The sequence below is a fragment of the Rhodococcus sp. P-2 genome (genome assembly GCF_016598535.1).
GTDB classification, from domain to species: Bacteria; Actinomycetota; Actinomycetes; order Mycobacteriales; family Mycobacteriaceae; genus Rhodococcus_F; species Rhodococcus_F baikonurensis.
The window spans coordinates 4,420,813-4,446,735 of record NZ_CP066779.1 but is presented as its reverse complement, the minus strand read 5'-3'; the positions used below and the strand labels follow the sequence as shown (position 1 = coordinate 4,446,735).

The window sequence follows — 25,923 nt, the reverse complement described above, 5'->3', positions numbered from 1 at the left end:
GCTCGGCGACCTGTCTGGTCAGCAGGAACTGATTACACCTTGGGGACGCGGATGATGAGTGCGTCGCCTTGTCCGCCGCCGCCGCAGAGTGCGGCTGCGCCGATGCCGCCGCCGCGGCGTTGCAGTTCGAGGGCGAGGTGCAGGGCGATGCGGGCGCCGGACATGCCGAGGGGGTGTCCGACGGCGATGGCGCCGCCGTTGACGTTGACCTTGGCGGGGTCGAGGCCGAGTTCGCGGGTGGAGGCGATCCCGACGGCGGCGAATGCTTCGTTGATTTCGACGAGGTCGAGGTCGGTGGGGTCGATGCCTTCCTTGGCGCAGGCCTTGGCGATGGCGCGGGCGGGTTGGGACTGGAGGGTGGAGTCGGGTCCGGCGACGACGCCGTGGGCGCCGATTTCCGCGATCCAGGTCAGGCCGAGGTCTTCGGCTTTGGTTTTGCTCATCACGATCACGGCGGCGGCGCCGTCGGAGATCGGGGAGGCGGAGCCGGCGGTGATGGTGCCGTCCTTGCTGAACGCGGGACGCAACTTGCCGAGCGATTCGGTGGTGGTGTCGGCGCGGATGCCTTCGTCCTGCGCGAAGACGATCGGCTCGCCCTTGCGTTGGGGGATGGAGACGGGGACGACTTCGTTGTCGAAGTAGCCGTCTTTCCAGGCGCGGGCCGCGTTCTGGTGTGAGGCGGCGGCGAAGGCGTCCTGTTCTTCGCGGGTGATGTGGGCGGAGTCTTGTTGGTTGACTTGTTCGGTGAGCAGGCCCATGGCCTGGTCGGTGAAGATGTCGTGGAGGCCGTCGTAGGCCATGTGGTCGCGCAGGGTGACGTCGCCGTATTTGAAGCCTTCGCGGCTTTTTTCGAGCATGTGTGGTGCTCGGGACATCGATTCCTGCCCGCCGGCGACGACGATGTCGAATTCTCCGGCGCGGATGAGTTGGTCGGCGAGGGCGATGGCGTCGATGCCGGACAGGCACACTTTGTTGATGGTCAGGGCGGGCACGTTCATGGGGATGCCGGCGGCGACGGCGGCTTGGCGGGCGGGCATCTGGCCGGCGCCGGCGGTGAGGACCTGTCCCATGATGACGTAGTCGACGTGTTCGGGGGCGACTCCGGACTTGTCGAGGGCGCCTTTGATGGCGATGCCGCCGAGGTCGGACCCGGAGAGGTCTTTCAACGATCCGAGGAGTCGACCCATCGGGGTACGAGCTCCCGCAACAATCACAGCCGACGACACCTCAACCGAAGCCGCCACCAGATCCGCCAACGTCACATCCTCAACCCAACGATCCGTAACGTTCACACCCCCCAACACCAACCCACGCTCAACCACAGACTCCACGGCGAAAAGTTCCACTCGCCGATCCGGTTCTGCTACAGCAGTAGTCAAGACCGACTCGAACGCGTGCATCAGGCGTGAGGCAGTGGATTCCTCGAAGAGATCCGTGGCGTACGTCAGCTGAACGACGAGCCCGGAAGGTCGACCGTCGTTGTCGAACTGTTCCGCCGCGACAAAATCGAGGTCGACCTGGGTGCTCACCACCGTAGGTTCGATGCTCTCGATATGCAGCCCGTCGAGAGTCAATCGTAAATCGAGATGGTTCTGCAGCGCGAGACCGACCTGGAAGAGCGGTGAATACGACTGCGAGCGAACCGGATCGAGCAACTCCACCAGACGCTCGAACGGCACGTCACTGTGAGCGAAAGCCTGGAGGTCGGCGTCGCGGAGGCGGGACAGCAGGTCGAGGAACTGCTCATCTGGATCGACGCTGGTGCGCAACACCACGGTCCCGACGAACATGCCGACCACATCGTCGAGCATGCGTTCTCCGCGCCCGGCCGTCGGCGTCCCGACGGCGAAGTCGTAACTGCCGGTGAACCGCGACAGTACAACAGCCAGAGCCGCGTGCAGCACCATGAAAGGCGTCGCGCGATGCCGTCGAGCCAAATCGGAAATCGCCTGTTGCAGGACAGGTTCGAGATGAGCGTTCAGAACCGATCCACGACCGGAAGCCACCGCGGGGCGGGGCCGATCCAACGGGAGTTCGAGGACGGAGGGCAAGCCGTCGAGCGTGTCCGACCAGAACGCGAGCTGGCGCGAGATCAGTGAGGTCGACGATTCTTCCGAACCCAACATCTCGAGCTGCCACAACGCGTAATCCGCGTACTGCACCTCGAGCGGCGACCACGACGGCTCCACCCCTCGGGTCCGCGCCTCGTACGCAACCATCACATCACGCGTCAACGGCCCCATCGAGAAACCGTCACCCGCAATGTGATGCACCGACATCGCCAGCACGAACTCGAACTCGTCGAGCTGGAACAGATGAGCTCGCACGGGAATTTCGGACGTGATGTCGAACGACGCACCGAGCACCTCGACCAGCAGGTCGTGGAGCGAATTCTCTTCAATGGCAATGACATCGAGGATCTCGGGAACCTGAGGTGCCTCGACAATCTCTTGGTATCCCATCCCGTCGTACTCCGGGTACACAGTTCTCAAGATCTCGTGACGGGCGATCACGTCGGCGACACTCACGCGCAGCGCCTCGACATCCAGCGGACCTACGAATCGAAGAACCACCGGGATGCTGTACGCCGACGAACCGGGATCGAACCGGTTGAGGAACCACATACGAGTCTGCGCCGGTGAGAGCGGAATCCTCACCGGTCTCGGCTGCGAACCCAGCGCGGGTCGCCGCGAAAGCTCGGCAGTTTCCACTACTGCAGCCAACGCTGCGACGGTGGGCGACTCGAAGACCACACGCACGGGCAGGTCGGTGCCCACCGCGGCGTTGATCCGTCCGAGCAACCGAGTCGCACTGAGCGAATTGCCGCCGCGTTCGAAGAAGTCGTCGTCGACTCCCACTTCGTCGGTCTTCCCGTCACCGAGGATCTCGGCAAAAGCGGTGGCTACCGACAGTTCGGCAGGCGTGGTGGGTGCGCGGAATCGACGTGCCTCGAAGATCGGTTCCGGGAGCGCCTGTCGATCCACCTTGCCTGTACTCCCCAGGGGGAGGGCGTGGAGTGTCATCAGGACAGTCGGCACCATGTAGCCGGGCAGGGTGGCACGCAGTCGGGTCAGGATCACCGACTTCTCGACTGTCGAACCCTCGACCGCGGTAACGTAACCGACCAGGTGTTGCTCGCCGGTGGCTGACGTCGTGACCGTGACTACCGCATCCTGAATCGACGGCTCGGCGCGCAACGCTGTTTCGATCTCACCGAGTTCTATGCGGAAGCCTCGAACCTTGACCTGGAAATCTGCACGCTCGAGGTATTCGAGACTGCCCGCGGCATTCCACCGAACGAGATCGCCGGTTCGATAGAGGCGCTCTCCCGTTTCATTCGGATCGGCGACGAAACGAGTCGCGTTCTGCCCCGGATCCCCGATGTACCCACGGGCCAGCTGAACTCCGGCGAGATAGAGCTCACCTGCAACACCGACCGGAACCGGATGAAGGCGGTCGTCGAGTACATGCAATCGTGTGTTCCATGCGGGAGTTCCGATCGGAACAGTCGCCACGTCGACATCGCTCGTTCGGTGTGCCGTGACGCTGACCGCGGCCTCCGTGGGGCCGTACAGGTTGTAGACCTGCGCCGAACTCTGATCTCGCACATCCTTGGCGGTCTGTACGGGCAGTGCCTCACCGATGCACAGGATCCGGGTCAGAGAACTCGGCAGCCGACGCGCGGAGGCACTGAGCAGTGACAACATCGAGGGAACGGCATGCAGCGTAGTCACCTGTTCGCGCTCCATGAGCAACGTGAGGTAGTCACCGTCCTGCTGGGCTCCCGACTCGGCGAGAATCAGGCAGGCACCGGTCTGCAACGCCCACCAGTACTCCCAGACCGACAGGTCGAAGGTGGCTGCGGTTTTGACGAGCACACGGTCATCGACATCGAGAGGGAACTGATCCTGCTTCCACAAGAGTTGATTGGTGATCGCTCGATGGGAGATCGCTACGCCCTTGGGCTTTCCGGTGGATCCGGAGGTGTAAATCGCATACGCGATGTTGTCCGTGTGCAGGGGTGCGAGGCGTTCTGTGTCCCGAACGGGCGACCCGTCGATACCGTCCAGCTCGAGTGTGTCGACGTCCACGACGTGGTACGGCCCGTCGACTGAATCGTGAGAAGTGTTCAGAACAACGGCGGTCTCGGCGGATTCGAGTATGTGCGCCGTGCGTTCTGCCGCCTGATCCGGGTCGAGAGGAACGTAGGCTCCGCCCGCCTTCACCACCGCGTACATGCACACGACCAGTTCGACGGAACGCCGAAGATTGAGCGCAACAGTCACTTCCGGGCCGACACCGATTCCGATCAGATATCGCGCCAGGCGATTGCTTTCGGCGTCGAACTCGGCATAGGTCAGGCGACGGTCACCGAAAACCAGTGCTTCGGCGTTCGGTGTTCTGTGCACCTGGGCGTCGAACAGATCCGCGAGGGTTGTCTCCGGAACGACGGTGTCGGTGTCGTTCCACGTCTTGACGGTGGCCGCGATCTCTTCGTCGCCGAGCAGAGCGATGTCGCCTACCGTGACGTTCGGGTCATGACCGATCGAATCGAGCACGCGCAGGAGGCGATTGGCGAATGTCGCCACCGTGGATTGGTCGAACAGATCCGTCGCGTAGGTGAACGACGCCGACATCGCACCCGACTCCCCCGGGGTGACTGTCAGGTGGAGATCGAACTTCGCCGTCTCGACTGGGGCGCCAACTGCCGCAATCTGCAGTCCGGGTAGCGCGAACATCGTCGGCGTGAGGTTCTGGAAGGACAGTGCCACCTGGAACAACGGATGGCGTGCCGTCGATCTGACGGGATCGATGATCTCGACGAGCTTCTCGAACGGCAGGTCCGCATGCGCGAAGGCGGCGAGATCCTGATCGCGGGTGTGGTCGAGCAGTTCCGTGAACGGCGCCGCCGTGTTCACCTGGGTTCGAAGTGCCAAGGTGTTCACGAACATCCCCACGAGCGCGTCGAGCGACTCGTGTCCACGTCCCGCTATGGGCGAACCGATAGTGATGTCGGCGCTGTCTCCCAGCCTTGCAAGTAGTACTGCGAACGCGGCGTGGACGACCATGAACAGGCTCGAGCCTGATCCGGCGGCGAGATCACGCAGTCGATCGGCGGTGTCCGAGCCGATCGTGAAGTGAATCTCCTTGCCCCGATAGCTCTGACGGGCAGGACGCTGCCGGTCCGTCGGCAGATTCAACTGGTCCGGAATTCCGACGAGCGTGGACGTCCAGAACTGTATTTGCGCCTGAGCAACACCTGAAGGTTCGGATTCGGTTCCGAGCAGATCGTGTTGCCAGAGAGCGTAATCCGCGTACTGAACGGGCAACGGCTCCCACTGCGGAGCGTCACCCGTAGAACGCGAGACATAGGCGCCCATGACGTCGGCTGCCAGGGGCCCGAGTGACGATCCGTCCGATGCGATGTGATGCATCACGACGGCGAGCACATGCTCGGTCTCGGAGATTCGATACAAAGCGGTCCGCAGCGGTACAGCAGTCGTCACGTCGAATCCGGCGCCGGCCAGAGCGAAGAGCCGTTCCAGCGCTTCGGCGTCGGTGACGTCGTGCTGAACCAGATCGAGATCCACCGACGACGCGGACAGGATCTCCTGACGGGGTCCGTCCGCGGTGTCGGGATAGTAGGTACGCAACGACTCGTGACGTTCGACGACGTCACGAAGCGCAAGCGCCAGTACAGACGCGTCCAGGGTGCCGCTCAGACGAAGCGCGAGCGGTAGGTTGTCCGTGGCAGCCGCGGCGTCGAATCGATTGAGGAACCACATCCGAGTCTGCGCCGGCGAGAGCGGAATACGTTCGGGTCGCGGTCGCGCTTCCAATCGAGGCTGGTCATCGCGTTCCGCCGAGCCCGCCAGCAGAGCCAGTTCTGCGACAGAGGGTGCCTCGAACAGCGCACGAACACCGAGTTTGACCCCGAACGAAGCGTTGACGCGGGCAATCGCCCGTGTGGCACTGAGCGAGTTTCCACCCAGCTCGAAGAAACTGTCTTCTGCTCCGACGGTGTCGGTACCGAGAACGTCGGCGAAAGCACTCGCGACACGGATCTCCGCGAGTGTCGTCGGCGCCCGGAACGTCGCCGAGGCGATGAACTCCGGAACGGGAAGTGCTGCGCGATCGAGCTTCCCGGCCGGAGTCAGGGGTAGCGAATCCAGCAGGACGACAGTAGTGGGCACCGAGGCTCGGGGCAACACCGCTGCGACGACGTCGAGGATCTGCTCCGCCGACACCGCATCTGTGACGGTGACATAACCGACGAGTTGATCGCCGAGAGAGTCATGCCGGTGAACGGTGGCAGCGGAGGCGATCACTCCGCGGACGGAGGCGAGAGCCGATTCGATCTCTCCCAGTTCGATGCGGAGCCCGCGAAGCTGAACCTGGGCGTCGGATCGTCCGAAGTAGGCCAGTTCGCCCTGGCCGGTCCAGGTGACCACGTCACCGGTCCGGTACATACGCGCGCCCGGTGCCCCGAACGGGTTCGCGACGAAGCGTTCTGCGGTCAACCCCTCGCGTCGGTGATACCCGCGAGCCAGCCCTGGGCCCGACAGATACAGCTCACCCCTGACCCCGACGGGGACGGGATTGAGGGTGGAATCGAGGACCAGAACGTGGACGCCTTCGAGCGGTGTGCCGATCGTGACGGACGCGAGTGAACGGTCACCTCCTTGTACACCGTCACCGAACAGCGCCGCAGTCTCGGGGAGAGCCCCGGTCTTGGTGATGACGATGGTGCTCTCAGTCGGTCCGTAGCTGTTGAAGAGTCGTGTCGTGTCGTGAAAACGGTCGAGCAGTTGTGGTGGGAAAACGTCGCCACCGAGCACCACAGTTTCGAGGTCGGCGAGCGTAGTCGCATCGACGGTCGTCATCGCCGCCGGCGCTGTCACCACGTGAGTGATGTGGTGACGCCGGATCACGTCGGTGAGTTCGTCACCGGCGATGACCGTCGGCGGAGCGACCACCATCGTCGCACCGGCAGTGAACGCGAGGATCATCTCGAACATCGAGGCGTCGAAACTCGCGGAAGACAGTCGTAATACCCGAGAGTCTCGCGATACCGCCAGATCGGTGCGGGTGCGGGCGGAGAACACGGACAGTCCGCGGTGAGTGACGGCGACCCCCTTGGGGAGACCGGTCGAGCCTGACGTGTAGATCAGGTAGGCAACCTGATCGACGTGCAGTGGACGGATCCGATCGACATCGGTGACCTTCCCTGCGAAATATCGATCGAGATCGAGATCGTCGACCTCGATCGTGTCGATTCCGTTCGGAAGTGTCGGCGCCGTCACGGAGTCGGTGACGACGGCCCGCGCACCGGAGTCTCTCAGCATGTGAGCGATGCGCTCGTCGGGGTATGTCGGATCCACCGGAACGTACGTTGCGCCCGTCTTGGCCACGGCCCACAGCGCGAGAATGGATTCAGCCGATCGCGGAAGGGAAACTGCGACAGTCGTTTCGGGGCCTGCTCCGCGCTCGATGAGGAGACGAGCCAGCTGCGAGGATCGCAAATCCAGCTCGCTGTACGTCATCTCGACACACGACTCGGAGACGATAGCCACACTCTCGGATTCCGAATGCAGGGTCAGAAGATCCGCCAGGGTGCGAACTGTTGGCGCAGGCGGACCGAATACGGACGTGAGCCTGGTGTATTCGTCCTCGGCCAGTACGTCGATATCAGCGACGGCCGTGTCGGGAGCCTCCACAATCTGCGCGAGAATCCGGTGGAACCGCTCCGCAAATCCGTCCACGGACTCGCCGGCGAAGAGATCTGTGGCGTAGGTCCAGGTGAGATTCATCGAATCAGCGTGCTCGACCATCGTGACCTGGATGTCGAACTTCGAGGGCACGACTGCGTTCTCCACGGCCTCGATCTCGAGGCCGGGCAGCGCGAATGCCGCGGTTCCCTCCTGCTCTTGCGAGAGTGCCACCTGGAATATCGGCGCGTGGGCCTGGGATCGAGGGGGTTGCAGAATGTCGATCAGCCGCTCGAACGGTAGGTCCGCATTCTCGAATGCAGCGAGGTCGGTGGCTCGCACCTGGGCCAACAAATCCAGGAACGACATCGCCGGCGTGAGACGGCTACGCAGGGCCACCGTGCCGACGAACATTCCGACCACGTCGTCCAGCGCCGGTTCGCCGCGTCCGGAAATCGGTGTCCCGATCACCACGTCATCGGTCGCGGCGAGGTTGGACAGAAGAACCGCGAGGGCCGCATGAAGCACCATGAATGGCGTGGCTCCGTGCGCGCGACCCACCTGCTTCACAGCGCCGGCCATCTCGGACGTCAGCACCAGTTCGGTGCTCGCTCCGCGCAACGACGCAATCGCCGGCCGCGGGAAATCGGTGGGCAGTTCGAGAAGCTCCGGCGCTCCGGCCAACTGGTCACGCCAGTACTCGGCCTGCCTCGAAGCAACACTGGTCCGGTCACTTTCCGAACCGAGGACCTGGTGCTGCCACACGCTGTAGTCGGGATACTGAACTACCAGGGGCGTCAGCGACGGCTCTGCTCCCGAACGGCGTGCCGAGTAGGCGAGAACCAGATCCCGAGCGAGCGGCGCCACTGACGCACCGTCCGCGGCGATGTGGTGAACCACGGCGGCCAGGATGTGTTCGTCGGCCGAGAGTTCGAACAGATTCACCCGCAACGGGATTTCCCGGGTGACGTCGAAGCCCTCGCTCAGAGCGTCGACAATCAGGTCGGCAGCCTGTTCGGGAGAAACCACCGTGTGACGGAAGGGTATGTCGGCATCTCCGAGAACGGACTGATAGGGCCCAGCTGCGTCTTCGGGGAAGATGGTTCGCAGGGATTCGTGACGAAGAAGGATGTCCGACAGCGCTTCTCGCAAAGCTGAGGAATCGAGCTGCCCGCGCAGGCGAAGGACGAGCGGGATGTTGTATGCGGGTGAGGTGGGATCGTATCGATTGAGAATCCACATTCGTGATTGCGCGGGCGAGAGCGGGATCCGATCCGGCCTGGGCCCGGCCGTCAGAGTGAGGCGGGTACTGCGGTGCGCTCCGTCGACTGCCGCAGCGAGCGCCGCGACTGTCCTGGCGTCGAAGAGGACCCGAACCGGGAGGGCAACCGAGAGTTCGGTGCCGACTCGTCCCATCACTCGGGTAGCGCTCAGCGAGTTTCCACCGAGGTCGAAGAAGTCGTCCACCACGCTCACCTGGTCGACATCCAGAACGTCGCCGAAGATCCGGCTGATCAACGTCTCCGTCTTCGTAACCGGTGCGACGAACGCGTTCCGGTGCATCGTGGGCGCGGGTAGTGCTCGGTAATCGACTTTGCCGGCCGGTGTCAGCGAAATCTCCTCGACGACGATCACGGAGTCCGGAATCATATGTGCGGGTAGCAGACTGGAGACGAAGGTGCGTACTTCCTCCGGGTCCAGATACTCACCAACGACGTACGAGTGCAGCCCGTCGGTCTGGTGTGCGGTCGTCACCGCAGTTCGCACGCCCGCGTGCACGGCGAGCACTGCGTCGATCTCACCGAGTTCGATGCGGAACCCACGAATCTTGACCTGTGAATCGCTACGGCCGAGATACTCGAGTTCCGTTCCACGACGTCGCACGAGGTCGCCGGTGCGGTACATCCGCAGGCCCGAGCGTGCGGGATCGGCAACGAATCGAGCTGCCGTCAGGTCGCCGCGACGGTGGTAACCGCGGGCCAGTCCACGCCCGCTCAGATACAGCTCACCTGTCACACCGTCCGGAACGGGACGGAGGCGAGAGTCGAGAACATGTGCGACGGTCCCGACAACGGGACTACCGATGGTGATCCGATCGGTCGCCGACATGGGTCCCGCGAGGGTAGCCATGACGGTGGACTCGGTGGGACCGTACGCGTTGAACATCTTTCGTGTCGGTGCCCACAGCGCGGCCAACGCAGCGTCGCACGCTTCACCCCCGACGATCACGACACCCAGATCGGGAACGTCCGCCGGTTCGACCGTGGCCAGAGCTGCCGGGGTCACGAACGCATGGGTGATCTTCGACGCGCGCATGAGATCTGCCAGCTCGGCACCGCCGTAAACTCCGGTGGGAACAACAAGCATCGCGGCGCCCGCACCAACGGCCATGGCCAGTTCGAGCACCGAAGCATCGAAGCTCGGTGAGGCGAAATGCATGGTGCGACTGCGGTTGTCGAGTCCGTATCGTCGAACCTGTTCGCCGACCAACGCCGCCAGCCCCGCATGCGAGACGGCGACGCCCTTGGGAACGCCGGTCGATCCCGACGTGTAGATGACGTACGCGGTGTTATCCATCCGAATCGGTGACGTGCGTTCGGAGTCGACGAGTCGAGCGTCGCCGACATCGGCGCGATCCAATGACACCGCCACGTCGTCGGTCAGCGTCAGGACTGCACCCGAATCGGTGAGCATGTGCTCGATACGCTCGGCCGGGTAACTCGGGTCGACGGGTACGAAAGCGGCTCCGGTCTTGGCGACGGCCCAGGTCGCGAGGACGGACGTCGCAGATCGTGGAATGGCAATCGCCACTACCGATTCGGGACCGATTCCTTGCGCGACGAGTGCCCGCGCCCACCGATTGGTGCGCCGGTCTACGTCGTCGTACGAGAGTTCGAGGTCGCCGCACAGCAACGCCGAACCGCCGTTCGACCTGCTGACGCCGGCAGCAAGTATCTCCGGCAGCGTCAGTTCTGCCAGAGCGACCGTATCTGCAGCTTCCTGGCGTTCGATCTCTGGCAACGTCCGCAGATCGAGGTCACCGACCACTGATTCCGGTTCAGCGACGACAGTGTCGAGAACGGCGGCAAACCGAGCCGCGATCTCGCGCACGGTCGGTTCGTCGAAGATGTCGACTGCATAGGTCCACGTCGTGGTCACCGACCCGTCCGGGCCCGGAGACGACACATCCAGTTGGAGATCGAATTTCGAGATCCTCGCATCCAACGCGACCTGAGAGACGGTAAGGCCGGGAAGCTGCACGGATGGAGTCGGAATATCGCCGGTGGCGAGTACTACCTGGAAGAGGGGATGGTGCGCCGACGAACGAGGCGGGTCGAGCACCTCCACCAGACGCTCGAAGGGAATGTCGGCGTGGGCAAATGCCGAGAGGTCGGCGTTGCGGGTCGTCTCGAGCAGTGCGCGGAAAGTTGCGGCCGGATCCACTTGTGTCCGAAGAACCACGGTCCCGACGAACATGCCGACGAGATTGTCGAGGGTCCGATCGCCGCGTCCGCTGACCGGGGTGCCGATCGCGATGTCGGTCTCCCCCGCCATCCGGGACAGCAGAACCGACAATGCGGAGTGCAGGACCATGAACGGTGTGGATCGAGTGCTGCGAGCCAGGGTTTCCACGGCGCTGTAGGTCTGAGCGGAAACTGCCGACGACACCGTCCCTCCGCGATACGAGGCGACGGGCGGATGCGTTCGGTCCGTGGGGAAATCGAGGCGAGTCGGCACGTTCGTCAATGCGCCGCGCCAGTAGTCGATCTGCCGTGACGCCTCCGACCGCGGATCGTCCTCGTCGCCGAGAGAATCGATCTTCCAGAGCGTGTAGTCCGCGTAGTGGACACTCAACGGCGTCCACTGCGGCGCCTCGCCCGCCAACCTCGATGCGTATGCCGTCATCACGTCCGCGGCCAGTGGCTGCATCGACCACCCGTCGCCGCTGATGTGGTGAACGACCAGAACAAGAACGTGCTCCCGCCCAGAGGACCGCAGAAGCGCGACCCGCACGGGGACCTCAGTGGTGACGTCGAACCCGCTGCCGACCACTTCGCTGATCACCGCGACTGGGTCACTGACATCCACCGGTTCGAGATCGACCGGCACCTCGTCGAGAATGCGCTGGTACGGCCCCTGCTCCGAATCAGGATAGAGAGTTCGCAGCACCTCGTGCCGGTTGACGACGTCGCTGATCGCCTGGTGCAGAACCTGGACGTTCAGGTCGCCCGACAGCGAGAGTGCTGCCGCAATGTTGTATGCCCCGGATTCCGGATCGAAACGGTTGAGGAACCACATTCTCTGCTGGGCCGGTGAGAGCGGAATTTGTTCCGGTCGTTGCCGTGGAGCGAGCCCTGTGCCCGTGGGCCGATCACCGTCTGCGACAAGTTCAGCCAGCGCCCCGACCGTCGGAGCATCGAACAGTTCTCGAACACCCAGCGAGGATCCCAGCGCCGAATTTATCCGCGCCACGGCCCGCGTAGCCGTGAGCGAGTTGCCACCGAGGACAAAGTAGTCGGCGGTGACGCCGATACGGTCCACTCCGAGGAGCTCGGAAAAGATTGCCGCAATGGCTTTTTCGGATTCGGAGGACGGAGCGACGTATTCTCCTGCAGCCACATCCGGTTCCGGCAGAGCTCGCCTGTCAAGTTTACCGTTCGGACCGAGCGGCATCGACGACAAGATCACGAAGACGGAGGGGACCATGTAGGTGGGCAACTTCGCCCGCGCATGAGCGGCGAGAAGCGCAGTGTCGGTTGCCGATTCAGCAGTGACGTAAGCGACCAGGCGATCCTCGTGTACGACGGTGACGGCGGAGAGAATGCCCGTGAGTTCCAGCAGGACGGCGTCGATCTCGCCGAGTTCCAAGCGCTGTCCGCGAAGCTTCACCTGAAAATCGGTACGCCCGAGATACTCGATCTCACCACGGGCATTCCACATGACGAGGTCACCGGTGCGGTACAAGCGCCCAGTGCCGAAAGGGTTGGCCACAAAGCGATCTGCAGTCAGATCAGGACGATCCACGTAGCCACGGGCGAGCTGCACTCCCGCGAGATACAGCTCTCCCGGAACTCCTATCGGGCTGGGCGTCAGGCGCTGATCCAGCACGTAGGTTCGAGTGTTCCAGACCGGAGCACCGATCGGCACCGGGCCCGTTGCCGCGGAATCCGTCTCGTGGAACGTCACGTCCACGGCAGCTTCGGTGGGACCGTAGAGATTGTGCAGATCTGCACCGATTCGTTCGTGGAAGCGACTCACCGTCGCACGCGGAAGTGCCTCACCGCTTGCGAACACCCTTCGAACGGACTCGAGTTGCGAGAGATCTCCGTCGACGAGAAAGACGTCGAGCATCGACGGGACGAAGTGCAAGGTGGTGACACCTTCGCGAGCGATCAACTCCGACAGGTAACGCGCATCGCGGTGTCCGTCGGGTTCGGCTACGACCAGCCTCGAACCGGTGACGAACGGCCAGAACAACTCCCACACCGAAACGTCGAAGGTGGCCGGCGTCTTGTGCAGCACGACATCCCGAGGCGAGAGCGGGTATTGATGTTGCATCCACAGCAGGCGATTGACTATCGCACGATGCGAGACTGCAACACCTTTGGGTTTCCCGGTGGACCCGGACGTGAACATCACGTAGGCAACGTGATCCGGAGATACGTGACCGGAACGCTCGACGTCCTCGATCCGGTCGGTGGAGTACCCCGAAAGATCGATCTCGTCGAGAAGCACCGGCTCGATCTCCGCAGGCAGAGATGCGGCATCGGCCGTCATCGACAGCACTACCGATGGTGCTCCTATGTCGAGCACATGCCGGATCCGCTCACCCGGGTGTTTCGGATCGATCGGAAGATACGCTCCACCTGCGGCGATGACGGCGTGGACCGCGACCACGTAATGCGCACTTCGTTGCAGCGCGATCGCAACGAGAGACTCGGGCCCGACCCCACAGTCGACGAGGTGGCGAGCAAGAGAGTTGACCTGGGCACGGAATTCACGGTAGCTGACCGTCGCGTCTCCGAAGGTCATTGCAGCACCGGACATGTCGGCGACGTCAGCGTCGGCGAAGATCAGATCGAGCAGCGTCGCATCGACCACAGGGTGGGAAGTGTTGTTCCACTCGTCGAGCACGAGCCGACGTTCGGCATCGTCGAGAGAGTCGATGTCCCGGATGCGGACACTCTCCTCGGTCATCGCAGCAAGTATCGATGCGAGACGTCCGCCCAGACGCACCGTGGCGTCGTGGTCCATTGCGTCGGGTGCGTACTCGATGGTGAGACGGAGGCTCGGTTCGAGGACGGTGACCAGCGCCAGCGGGTAATGAGTCGCGTCTGCGACCTCGATACCCGTGATGCGCATCCCGGCGATGTCCGTCGCGGATTCGAGCGCCGAACGATCCACGGGATACGACTCGAACACCGTCAACGTGTCGAACACCGCGCCGGCGCCCACCGCCGACTGCACCTCGGCAAGACCGACGTGATGGCTGTCGAGCAACCGGACCTGCTCGGACTGAACTTGTTCGAGCAGTTCGGAAACCGAACCGTCCGGGTCCACGCGGACGCGAACGGGGACGGTGTTGATGAACAGGCCGAGAATGTCTTCGACCCCGGTCAGCGACGCGGGTCGACCGGAGACGGTGGCGCCGAACACGACGTCGTCACGCCCGAGCATTCCACCCAGCAGCAGGCCCCATGCTGTCTGGACGACGGTGTTGACCGTGACCCCGGTGCGCTTGGCCAACGCGACGACGGCCTCGGTCGACGAGGCTTCCAGCGGGACGTCGACGTCCACGGGAACTGCGTGCACGGAGGATTCGGCGCGGTGCGGTGCGATCAGCATCGGTTCGTCCGCCCCCGCCAGCGCGCCGGTCCACCGTTCCAATGCCTCGCCGTTGTCTTGTTCGGCCAGCCAGTCCAGATACGTGCGGTACGACCGAGCAGGAGCCGAGAGCGATGTGTCGGCGGCGTAGAGCGAAAGTAGATCGCGCACCAACAACGGCATGGACCAACCGTCGAAGAGAATGTGGTGATTGGTGACGATCAGGTGCGCGGAGTCCGAACCCTCGCGCACCAGAACTGCACGAAGCAGCGGAGGGGTTGTGAGATCGAAGGGCGTCGTACGCTCTCGTTCCGCGATGGCGTGCGGGTCACCCCCGAGCACCTCCCGCCACGGAGTTGTCACGGAATCGAGAACGAGCTGTGCTGCAACGCCGTTCGAGTCGTAGACGAAGGCGGTCCGAAGCGCGGCGTGACGCTCGAACAATCTCGAGAGCGACCGGTGTAGTCGCTCGCTGTCGACGATTCCAGCCAGCGACAGAACGATCTGGCCGGTGTAGACGTCGACTGTATCGGCAGTGAGGCCGGCGTGAAACTGGAATCCGGCTTGCAGCGGCGAGAGCGACCAGATGTCCTCCAGGTGGCCGAACCGCTTCTCCCACAGTTCTATTTCGTCCTGTGACGTCGAGACCAGAGGCACGTCGGACGGTGTGAGACCGGCATGATCACCGACGGAGGCGACAATCGTCTCCAGGGCATCGCGCCACGACTGTGCAAGCTCCTCGACTACTCCGGGTTCGAAGATACCTTCGGGGAAGGCGAATGTCGCCGAAAGGTATTCGCCGTGCGGTCCGTCCACGACCGCGGCGTTGATGTCGATCGCACGGCTGACAGCGAGATCGCTTCCACTGCCGTTGTTGAGATCGATTCCGGCATCGGGAATCCAGCCGGCGGAACGCAGTTCGTCGCTGAACTCCGCGGTGGACAGTTTGCCCAGGTAGTTGAAACCGATCTGTGGCTCCGGACCGGTCAGCATCCCGGCACGGCGTAGCAGCCCGTACCCGATGCCGGACCCGGGTGTAGCTCGCAGCTGTTCCTTGACGGATTTCACGACCGTAGGTACGTCCGCTCCGAGTCCGGTGAGATCCATTCGGACCGGGTACACCGCTGTGAACCAACCGACGGTCCGGGACAGGTCAGCGCCGGGCAGCACGTCTTCGTCACGTCCGTGACCTTCGAGCGCGACGAGCACGCGCTGCGATCCGCTCCAGGTGCGTATTGCCAGGGCAAGTGCGCTGAGCAATCCGTCGTTGACACCGCTCCGATAGTGCGACGGCACGGAGCGCAACAAGTGATCCGTCATGCCGTGGTCGATGTCGATCCGCACCCTACGGAGTGACGACCCTCGGTCCCGTTCCGCATCGAGTGGACGCGAACCACAGAGTGCAGCGGCGGAGTCGACGACCTCTCGCCAGTACTCGAGTTCCGCCGACGGTGACACGTCGGCGAGTCCGTGCGACCAACGCCGCAGTGACGTACCGACGGGCATCAATACCGGTGTGCCACCGTCAATGATCTGTTGCCACGCAGCGGCGAAGTCGGGAAGCAGAATCCGCCAGGAGACACCGTCTACGACAAGATGGTGGATGACGATGACCAAGCGGCCCGAACCGAGCACCGAATCGAGCCAGACCATCTGAACTGTGACGCCGCGGTACGGATCGAGCCTCGAGGCGGCGTCTGCGGTCGCCTCGGTGAGAGCGTCCTCGAACTCCGGGTTTCCGGGTGCCGCGTCGGTGACCGTTCGGCGAACCCATGTATCGACGGCACAGGTCGGGGCAATGTCGAGCCCGGAGTGGTCGGGCAGCAAGCGCGCACGGAGCGCGTCGTGCCGATCGACAACCACCTGCAGAGTCGCGACGAGACGCGAAAGATTCACTCCAGCAGGAACACTGACTGACACGGCTTGATAGAAGGCATCGATGCTGCCGGCCGTGCCCAGGATCTCGGTAGCGATCGGGGTCAGGGGGACAAACCCCACTCCCCCACCCGGCAATTCGTCGAGCACAACGGATTCATCTACCGGACGCGCAATTTCGGCCAATCGAGCCACGGTCTTACGTTCGAACACATCGCGCGGGGTGAAGACGACGCCGGCTGATTTCGCTCGCGAGACGAGTGAGATGGCAACGATGCTGTCTCCGCCCAGTGCGAAGAACGAATCGTCGACGCCGACTCGCTCGATGCCGAGAACTGACGCAGCGGCGTCGGCGATGATGCGCTCGACCGGCCCGCTCGGTGCCCGGTAATTCTGGTCGGCCGACCGAAGTTCCGGTTCGGGTAACGCTTGGCGATCGATCTTTCCGGCCGGGGTCAATGGCACGTCGACAAGCGGCACCAACTGCGCCGGAACCATGTGGGCGGGCAGGAATCGAGATGCGTGTGCGGTCAGAGCCTCTTCGTCGAGACTGTAGCCGGCCTTGATCTTCACGTACGAGTACACGGTGCCGCGAGCCAGCGTCACGACGACATCGATGGATTCATGCTGTGCGAGAACAGCGTCGATCTCACCGAGTTCGATCCGAAGTCCATTGACCTGCACCTGGAAATCGGAGCGGCCGACATACTCGAGCGAGACCTCCGGAGTCCAACGCACTATGTCACCGGTGCGGTACAACCGAGTTCCGCCGCCCAGAGGGTCAGCGACAAAACTCGCAGCGGTCAGGGCCGAACGTGCGTGGTAGCCCTGAGCCAACCCGGGGCCACCGAGATACAGTTCACCGGCCACACCGACCGGCACTGGCCGCAACCAGCGGTCCAGAACCATCAGATATGCGCCTTGAACGGGTGAACCGATCGTGATGGCGTCGTCGAGTGACAGCGGAGACGTCGTGGTGATGACGATCGTCGATTCGGTGGGGCCGTAGCTGTTGTAGAACCGGCAGATCGGGCCGAAGCGCCGAACCAGATCCGGCGGACACACGTCGCCACCGACAACGACGGCTTCGAGATCCGGGAGAACGGTGGCGTCCACAGTGCTCAGAATTGCCGGCGCACTGATGATGTGGGTGACGCGCTCGCTGCGCAGTAGTTCGGTGAGCTCGTCGCCGCCGAAGACATCGGACGGAGCGATGACCATCGTCGCACCGGCACTGAACGCCTGGACCATTTCGAAGACTGAAGCGTCGAAACTTGCCGACGAGAATCTCAGTACCCGCGAATGCACTCCGACGCCGAGTTCAGGACGACCCCAGGCGGTGAAATCGACCAACGCGTTATGCGTGACGGCAACACCTTTCGGCGTACCGGTGGACCCGGACGTGTAGATCAGATACGCGGTGTGATCGCTTCGCAACGGCGCCGTGCGGTCGGCGTCGCCGACAACGGACTCGTCACCGACATAACTGAATCCGTCGATCGAGATCCAGTCCGGATCGCCGGGCAAGAACTGTCGGACAGTCGAATCGGTCAGTCCCACAACAGCATTGCTGTCCCGAACCATGTGAGCGATTCGTTCGATCGGGTACGCGGGGTCCACCGGAACACAGGCGGCGCCGGTCTTGGCAACCGACCACCACGCGACGACGGCATCGATCGATCGGGGCAGCGCGATCGCCACACCGGCACCGGGTCCTACTCCGAGCCGGATGAGCATTCGAGCAAGAACGTTGGATCGTCGATCGAGTTCGCGGTAGGTGAGCTGCCGAGCTCCACATTGCAGTGCGATCCCCTCCGGCGACGCCGTGACGCCGGTCGAGAGAATCGAGGGCAATGTCATCGGCTTCAGCGCGGCAGGTCCGCGCGCCGGAACGAGTGCCATCCGTTCCTCGTCGCTCAGGATCTCGAGATCGAGAACCCGGGTGTCCGGCAGCGCGTCACCGTAGCGAATCAACAGGTCGACGTACCGACGAACGTGGTCGCTGAGGGTATCCGCGTCGTACAGATCGGGATTGGCCTCGAAATCGATTCTCGGCGCATCGCCCGACGCACTCGGATAGATGTTGACCGACAGGTCTTCCACCGGCCCCGTCGACAGCACGTGGAATCGACCGGTTACCGAACCCAGGACCACTTCGGGGTGAAAGTTCATGATGTTGATCGCGGGACCGAAGAATCCACGCTCGGCGCCGAGGCCTCGATCGCGTCGCATGTCTTCGGTGCGGTATCGCTGATGTCTGAGCGCACCGGTCAATTCCAGTTGGACTGCCGCCCTCAATTCGGCGACGGTGGTCCTCGCAGTCACCGAGACTCGTACCGGAACGACATTGGAGATCATTCCACCCGAACCACGCAGAACTTTGTTCGTTCGCGCAGTCACCGGCAAACTCAGGACCACGTCTTCGGTGCCGGTCACACGGGCGAAATAGAGCGCAAAGGCCGCTACCGCCACCACAGAAGAGAATCCGTCCGCGCTGACCATCGCATTCGCAGCGTCGAGTGGTCGTCCGACAACGACAGCACCCGCTGTGGCGTCCATCCGCCTGCCGGCCAGGCTCGAGGCTGCGGGAAGCTCAGCCGTCTTGGCTGCCCAGTAGTCCCGATCCCTGGTGAATCGCGGCGAACGGCGATATTCGGCCTCGGCCGCGTACACGGCACCAAGATCGTGGGCCGAGGATTCCGGGACTTCGAGACCGGCAACCTCCGCCGAGTACAACTCGGCGATGCGTGTCATGAAGTTCATGGCGCCGTAGCCGTCGAGTACCAGATGGTGGATCCGGCAGTACCAGTAATGACGGTTCGCGCCGACGCTCAGGACCGCAGATTTCACCAACCGATCAGTGAGTAGGTCGAAAGGGCGGGTGTACTCGTTCCGCATCCACTCGAGTGCGGCCGTCTCCGGCTCGAGTTCGCAGCTCAGATCGACGACCTCGACGCTCTGGCTGAGGTCGGAATCGATCTGCTGAAAAGGTTCGCCGTCCACCTCGAGGAGTTTCAGCATTCCGGAGCCGAACTCATGCGCTGCTGCGACGCAGGCCCTTTCGAGAACCGCAGCGTCGAGAGATCCGTCGACCACGACATACTGCGCGATCGTGATCGGCACATCGGTACGCAGTAGCTGGGCAAACCAGATTCCGCGTTGTGCGTTGGTCAGCGGAAAGGGCTCGAAACGTCGATCAGCATGCACAGCGTCGTTCTCTCATCTGCCGAAAAAAGTACCGACGGCCTGCATCGATTGCTGTGGGCTTGCGGCGCGAGATGACCGAACCGGCTACCACTCGACACAGTCCGCCGATTGATCAAAGATAGGGTTGCATAACCTTCCCATCTCGTCAAATGGCAAAACAAGTTCCGAACTGAACATTTGAAGGATTCCGCGAGGTCTGTTTCTGCAGATCAGGCCTGCGCTCCGACCGCCGCCTCCGAATTCGGCGCATCATGCGCCGGATACGCATGCACCAGGGCAGTGGCGAGCTTGGGCACCGCATGAGTGAGCGAATGCTCGGCGCTGTGCGCGATTGCGTGAGCTTCGGCAAGAGTTGCCCGTGGATCGATGTCGAGTTCCGCATCGGCGTGCAACCGGTGCCCGATCCATCGCATCTTCAGATCACGTACGCCGAGAACTCCAGGCTCGTGTTGCAGCGCATGTTCGGCATCGTCCACCAACTCCGGTTCGACGCCGTCCATCAACCGCCGGAAGACGTCTCGCGCTGCGGTCCTCAGCACTGCCACGATGGCCACGGTGATGACAAGGCCGATGATCGGGTCTGCCAACGGGAAACCCAGCGCAACTCCCCCCGCCCCCAGAAGGACTGCGAGCGAAGTGAATCCGTCTGTACGAGCATGCAATCCATCGGCCACCAGAGCTGCGGAACCGATCTGCCGCCCCACTCTGATCCGATACAACGCCACGAGTTCGTTGCCGATGAAACCGATCAAACCTGCAGCCGCTACCCAACCGAGGTGCTCGATCTCCACCGGATTGATCAAACGCCGAACTGCCTCCACACCGGCAATCACCGCCGACAATGCGATCATCGCAAGCACGAACAATCCGGCCAGGTCCTCCGCACGGCCGAACCCGTAGGTGTAACGCCTGGTCGCCGCACGTCGGCCGAGCGCAAAGGCAATCCAGAGTGGGACTGCCGTGAGCGCGTCGGAGAAGTTGTGAATGGTGTCCGCCAGCAGCGCCACCGAACCCGAGATCGCCACGATCGCAACCTGAGCAACTGCGGTGACCCCGAGCGCGACAAGACTGATCTTGACCGCCCGGATGCCAATTACGCTCGATTCCAACGCGTCGTCGACACTGTCGGCAGCGTCGTGACTGTGCGGGGAGAACACTTCGCGAACTGCCGATCGAAATCCCTTCGGGCCGTGGCCATGACCGTGACCACGTCCATGACTGTGACCGTGTCCGTGGGTCGTCTTGGGCTCGTGTGTCATGACGCACCTTCTTCTTGATCGGTACGATCGACCTTCGCCGAGCGCTCCGGGTGAATCTCCCGAAGCTCACCTTCACTACGGTGATGCCCCGGCAATCCGGGTCCGGCATGCTCGGCATTGAAGACCGCATCCGTAACCAGTTGGCGCACATGGTCGTTCTCCAGGCGATAGAACACCGTCGTACCATCACGGCGCGTTCGCACCAACCTCGCCATACGCAGTTTCGCCAGGTGCTGTGACACAGAAGGCGCCGGCTTGCCGACACGTTCTGCCAGCTCGTTCACCGAGCACTCGCGGTCGACCAATGCCCACAACACCTGCACACGAGTTGCGTCGGCGAGCATGCGGAACACCTCGACTACGAGGTCGACTTGATCATCGGGAAGCTTGCGGCGACAAACACCACTATCTGCGTTCATACGTAGATAGTAGATCATGCTGGACGCCGAAGATGATCTCTCGTCGATTCACCAGTTGTGCAAAGCTTGGCAGCAGAGCCTTTCGCCACTCGCAGACCGGGAGACAACGATGAGTACCGACGATTGGAACGCAGGCATCATTTCGGAGTTTCGGGAAAACGAGGGCAAGGTAGGTGGCCCCTTCGAAGGTGCGCCCATGGTGTTGGTCCATCACACAGGACGTAAATCCGGGCGCGATTTCGTCAGTCCCATGATGTATCTGGCAGACGAGCGGGATCCTAAGACCATCTACGTTTTTGCATCCAAGGCCGGCGCCCCGACCAACCCCGACTGGTACTACAACCTCGTTGCCACCGACCAGGCAGAGGTCGAGGTCGGCACCGAAACATACCCGGTCTCCGTCAGCGAAGTAACCGGCGAGAAACGTGACCGCATCTACGACGAGCAGGCCAGTCGATACCCGGGATTTGCCGAATATGCGGAGAAGACAGCTGGGATCCGCACAATTCCGGTGGTGGCACTGACTCGCGCGTAATTCCTGACAGCGCCTCCCTGCCGTTTCCATCCAGAAACGCCAGGGATCGTCACCAAGGAATCATGACACTGAAGAATCACGACCCTGAAGAATCACGACCCTGAAGAATCACGACACTGACGACGCTTTGACCTCAGCCTTCGAATGCCGTGCGAGCAGCACGTATCCGACCCAGGATCCGACAACCACCGTCGCCGCGACCGCCTGTACCAGGCCTTCGATACTCACCGGATAGAACACGCCGGTGATGTAGTGCGAGATGAATCCGGTGGACGGCAACTCCGCGATTCCGGCCATCCGGCGGGCCCAGTTCTCGAGATTGGTCAGCGGGCAGTCGTATCCGACCGCTATCGAACCGGCTCCCCAGACAACCGCAGCAAGATGGATTGCGATGGTACGACGCCACTTCCACGCGACAAATCCACCCAGCACCACATAGAGAACAAATCCGAAGTGAACGAACACCGTCACTACTTCGATGAGCCGATACACCATCGTCGTCTCCGCTCGTGGCGCGGAAGTCCCGCAACAACCAGACTATTCCGATGTTAGTCCCCGCAGCGACGATCTACTCGGTGTATGCAGCCGTCGTGCGAGCAGCGGCGGCTGCAGCCGCATCCGGGTCGTCGCCCGATACGATCGCAGCTTCGGCCCACAGTTCACTGCTTCCCGCGATGAACGCCTTGGCCTCGTCGCTCGCCGACCACTCGGGTGTCTCGAGTGGGGTCGCGATCCCCAGTTCCACGTGTCGAGCCAGCCCGAGCAGTCCCATGTCCCACCCGATGCCGACGGCACCTGGACCGTACTCGGCCCACCGATCAGGCTCCACGTCCGCAGCGTGTTCGAAGTCGAACAGCGTTGCACCACTGCCTTTTTGGGCGAGATTCACAGTCACATAGCTCACATCGCCGGCATATTCCCAGGTGATGCGAAGAGTTCGAGGAGCATCGCACGCCAAAATCTCGCCGCCGGCGTTGCCCTCGAGCTGATAGTGGCCTCCGATCATGGCTTCTCCCGCGACCGGCATGAACCATTGGGGAATGCGGTCGAACTCGGTTATCGCCGCCCAGACCGTGCCTATGGGTGCCGCGAGAGTCCGCGACATGCGCAGCGTGCGTGTTTTCCCCTCGTCACCGCCGAACGGACTCAGCTCTCGCGCTACCATCTGCAACGAATCAACGGCTCTGTCGACCACAATTCTCCTCGGTTCGGGAAACTTCAGGTCAATCGCTGCTGTAGACGTACCGATACTTCTTCTCCAGCGAGGCTCTTGCCAATCGCCTTGCAGAACGCCACGCGGAGCGGAAGCCAATGAGGTCCGTCGCCGGAGGGCATCAGCGTCGCCTCGAAGGGATGCTCGCCGTCGAGGATCCCGACCACCTTGACTGCGCGTCTGGTTCCCAGAAGTTCCGCCGAACCGGGCACGGTGAGAAACGTCGCGAACGCCCCGTCTTTCTCGATAGGAGCGGTGAAGGTGTAATCGAGCGGTTGTGGAGTCTTGTCAGCGGCCATGTCGCGTCACTGCTGAGCGGCGAGTAGGACGTCGGTGTCGAAACACGTGTGAGTGCCGGTGTGGCACGCCGCGCCCTCCTGGTCGACGATCAGCAAGACCGAATCGCCGTCGCAGTCGAGTCGCACTTCGTGGACGTACTGGGTGTGCCCCGACGTCTCACCCTTGACCCAGTACTGCTGCCGCGAGCGCGAATAGTACGTCCCCTTACGGGTTTCCAGTGTTCGCGCGAGCGCTTCGTCATCCATCCACGCGACCATCAGCACATCACCGGTCGACTTCTCCTGCGCAACCGCGCTGAACAGTCCGGCGTCGTTACGCTTCAGCTTCGCTGCGATTGCGGGATCAAGACTCATATGACGTTTATACCTTCCACCTGTGACTTCCGTGGAATTCCCCTGCGTGGCCGCCCTAGAATGGGAGTTACGTCGCCGTCGCTGCGGAAGAGGATCCGACATGAACCATCAGCATCATGACGGTCCACACCCGGAGTACACCTGCCACCTCGCGAACCCGAGTACCGATCGCGTCCCTACCCGCCACATAGTTCTCGGCATCGGCACAGGCCTGACCAGCAAGAATGTCGTCAGCTACGGATTGATGCTTGCCGCCAAGGAAGATTCGGCCCTCCACGTCGTTCACTGCATCACTTCCGAGGACTTGCCTGTCGAAATCGACTCACCACAATTCGACACGCGTCTGCACGACGAGATGGTGTCGCAACGCGAGCAGACGACCTCGGCGCTCGCCTCACACACCGATACGTGGACGTACGACTGCACCTACGGCGACCCGGCCGGTGTCATTCTCGCGACTGCCGACAAGTACGACGCCTTCACCATCGTGATCGGATCACCGCGAAAAGGTGCTGCCTCCGCGGTGAGCAAACTGATGCACAGTTCGGTCACGTCCCGACTGAAGCGGCAGAACCGTTATCCCGTGATATCGGTTCCGATCGGAGTCGGTTCGACACGTTAGCCGAACACGGGACAAGCGCGCCTAGATGATCGAATAGTCTTCGAGCGGAAAGCGTTTCGCTTCGACAAACGCGTTGCGCGTAGAGGTGGGCCGCAGGATCGCAGCCTCGCCGTGCTGATTGAAGTAGTAGCTCCGCGCAGTCTGGCAACTACCGCCGTAAAAGACGGAGTCCGCGAGGTTCTCCGTCATCCGGTCCAGGAACTTGGCGTTGGCGGTTTCGGTGACCTCGAAGGTGTCCGCGCCGCGCCGTTTCACCTCGCCGAACAGTCGATCCATGTGCTGCATCTGCGATTCGATCGTCGTGAAGTAGGACAAACCGCTGTACGAGTACGGACTGGCGAGCGTGAGGAAATTGGGAAAGTAAGGAACCGCAACTCCCTCGTAAGCCTGGAAACGGTTGTCGCGCCACCACTTGCCGAGGTTGCGGCCCTCACGGCCGATAACCTCGATAGCCGGAAAGTTCACGTCCCAGAGGTTGAAGCCGGTTGCCAGCACCAAGGTGTCGATCTCGGTCTTGCGTCCGTCAGCGGTGACGATGCCGTCGGCGGCGATATGGTCGATCGGCGTAGTTTCAAGGTGCACGTTCTCCTTGGTGAACGTACGGAAATAGCTGTTGGAGAACGTGGGTCGCTTGCACCCGAAGTCGTAGTCCGGTGTGAGTTGCTTGCGAAGGCCGGCATCGCGGACCTGCGACCGCAGAAACGCTCGCGATGCGGCTGCAGCGCCTTTGTTCAACAGTTTGACCTGCTTGTAGTGCAGGACCGCACTGACCATGATCATTTCGAGTATCGACGAACTGACAGCGCGAGCGATTCGCTGGGTGAGCGGAATGCGCGAGAACAGCCTCTGCACCGCGCTCGGAATGGGGACGTCGATCTTGGGAACTACCCAGATCGGTGTGCGTTGGTAGACGGTCAACTCTGCGGCCTGCCGCGCCACCTCGGGGATCAACTGCACGGCAGTGGCACCGGTTCCGATGATTGCGGTCTTGGTGCCCGACAAATCGTAGGAATCGTCCCAGGCGGTGGTGTGGATGATCTTGCCCGCAAATTCGTCGATGCCGGAGATGTCCGGGCGATGTGGCTGCGAGAGGAAGCCCGTCGCGGTCAGGAGGTATTTTGCGGTGATATCCAGAGATCCCTCGACGGATACGACCCAGTGCGAGGAATCCTCGTCCCAGCGGGCTCCGTTGACCACAGCACCGAACGTCATGTGCCTACGCAGGTCGTACTTGTCCGCGACATGATCGGCGTACTTCTTCAGTTCGGCACCAGGTGCGAAGAGCCTGGACCAGTTCGGATTGGGTTCGAACGAGTACGAGTACGTGACCGACGCGATGTCGACGGCCAAACCGGGATAGCGATTGACGTGCCAGGTTCCACCCAGATCGTCCTCACGCTCGAGGATCGCCAGGTTGTCCAGGCCCATCCGCTTGAGTTGAATGGCCGCACCCATTCCACCGAAGCCCGCCCCCACCACTACTGCGTCGTACTGCACTGCCATCGGAGAATCCCTCTCGTGAACTGCACACCATGAACCCGCGCATCTGTGAACCACGCACCCGTGAACTGCACATCAGAAACTGACATGTCATTCCGTTATTGAG

At 62.5% G+C, this 25,923-nt stretch carries 10 protein-coding genes; 2 read left to right on the top strand and 8 right to left on the bottom strand.

Annotation, left to right across the window (positions count from 1 at the left end; all coding sequences use genetic code 11):
• Positions 1-32: 32 nt before the first annotated feature.
• From I7X09_RS20925 to I7X09_RS20915, 3 genes are all read right to left on the bottom strand, one after another.
• The gene (locus I7X09_RS20925; protein WP_200313460.1) at positions 33-19,616 is read right to left on the bottom strand and encodes a non-ribosomal peptide synthase/polyketide synthase; all 19,584 of its coding nucleotides are present in this window, start codon (positions 19,614-19,616) and stop codon (positions 33-35) included.
• A 209-nt stretch (positions 19,617-19,825) separates the two neighbouring features.
• Complete coding sequence (locus I7X09_RS20920) at positions 19,826-20,875, bottom strand: cation diffusion facilitator family transporter (RefSeq protein WP_124569419.1); 1,050 nt, start codon at positions 20,873-20,875, stop codon at positions 19,826-19,828.
• A complete protein-coding gene (locus I7X09_RS20915) occupies positions 20,872-21,294 on the bottom strand; it encodes an ArsR/SmtB family transcription factor (RefSeq protein ID WP_200313458.1) in 423 nt (140 codons plus the stop codon). Before I7X09_RS20915 ends, I7X09_RS20920 begins: the two co-directional genes overlap by 4 nt.
• Positions 21,295-21,403: 109 nt before the next feature.
• Here I7X09_RS20915 and I7X09_RS20910 point away from each other — a divergent pair, with 109 nt between their 5' ends.
• A complete protein-coding gene (locus I7X09_RS20910; protein WP_095969972.1) occupies positions 21,404-21,829 on the top strand; it encodes a nitroreductase/quinone reductase family protein in 426 nt (141 codons plus the stop codon).
• A 108-nt stretch (positions 21,830-21,937) separates the two neighbouring features.
• Here the strand turns inward: I7X09_RS20910 and I7X09_RS20905 are convergent, their stop codons facing one another.
• The 4 genes from I7X09_RS20905 to hisI all read right to left on the bottom strand — a co-directional run bounded on the left by I7X09_RS20905 (position 21,938) and on the right by hisI (position 23,695).
• The gene (locus tag I7X09_RS20905) at positions 21,938-22,324 is read right to left on the bottom strand and encodes a DUF2784 domain-containing protein (RefSeq protein WP_200313456.1); all 387 of its coding nucleotides are present in this window, start codon (positions 22,322-22,324) and stop codon (positions 21,938-21,940) included.
• Between the two features lie 73 nt (positions 22,325-22,397).
• Positions 22,398-23,024, bottom strand: a complete 627-nt coding sequence (locus I7X09_RS20900; protein WP_200313454.1) for an SRPBCC family protein — start codon at positions 23,022-23,024, stop codon at positions 22,398-22,400.
• A 23-nt stretch (positions 23,025-23,047) separates the two neighbouring features.
• Positions 23,048-23,341 (bottom strand): DUF1905 domain-containing protein, encoded by a 294-nt coding sequence (locus tag I7X09_RS20895; protein ID WP_200313452.1) that lies wholly within the window; start codon positions 23,339-23,341, stop codon positions 23,048-23,050.
• 6 nt (positions 23,342-23,347) lie between these two features.
• A complete protein-coding gene (gene hisI, locus I7X09_RS20890; protein WP_050655350.1) occupies positions 23,348-23,695 on the bottom strand; it encodes a phosphoribosyl-AMP cyclohydrolase in 348 nt (115 codons plus the stop codon).
• 100 nt (positions 23,696-23,795) lie between these two features.
• On the opposite strand from hisI, the gene I7X09_RS20885 reads away from it, so the two are divergent.
• Complete coding sequence (locus I7X09_RS20885; protein ID WP_200313450.1) at positions 23,796-24,317, top strand: universal stress protein; 522 nt, start codon at positions 23,796-23,798, stop codon at positions 24,315-24,317.
• Between the two features lie 21 nt (positions 24,318-24,338).
• Here the strand turns inward: I7X09_RS20885 and I7X09_RS20880 are convergent, their stop codons facing one another.
• On the bottom strand, positions 24,339-25,820 hold the full coding sequence (locus I7X09_RS20880; protein ID WP_200313448.1) for a flavin-containing monooxygenase: 1,482 nt from the start codon (positions 25,818-25,820) through the stop codon (positions 24,339-24,341).
• Positions 25,821-25,923: the final 103 nt, after the last annotated feature.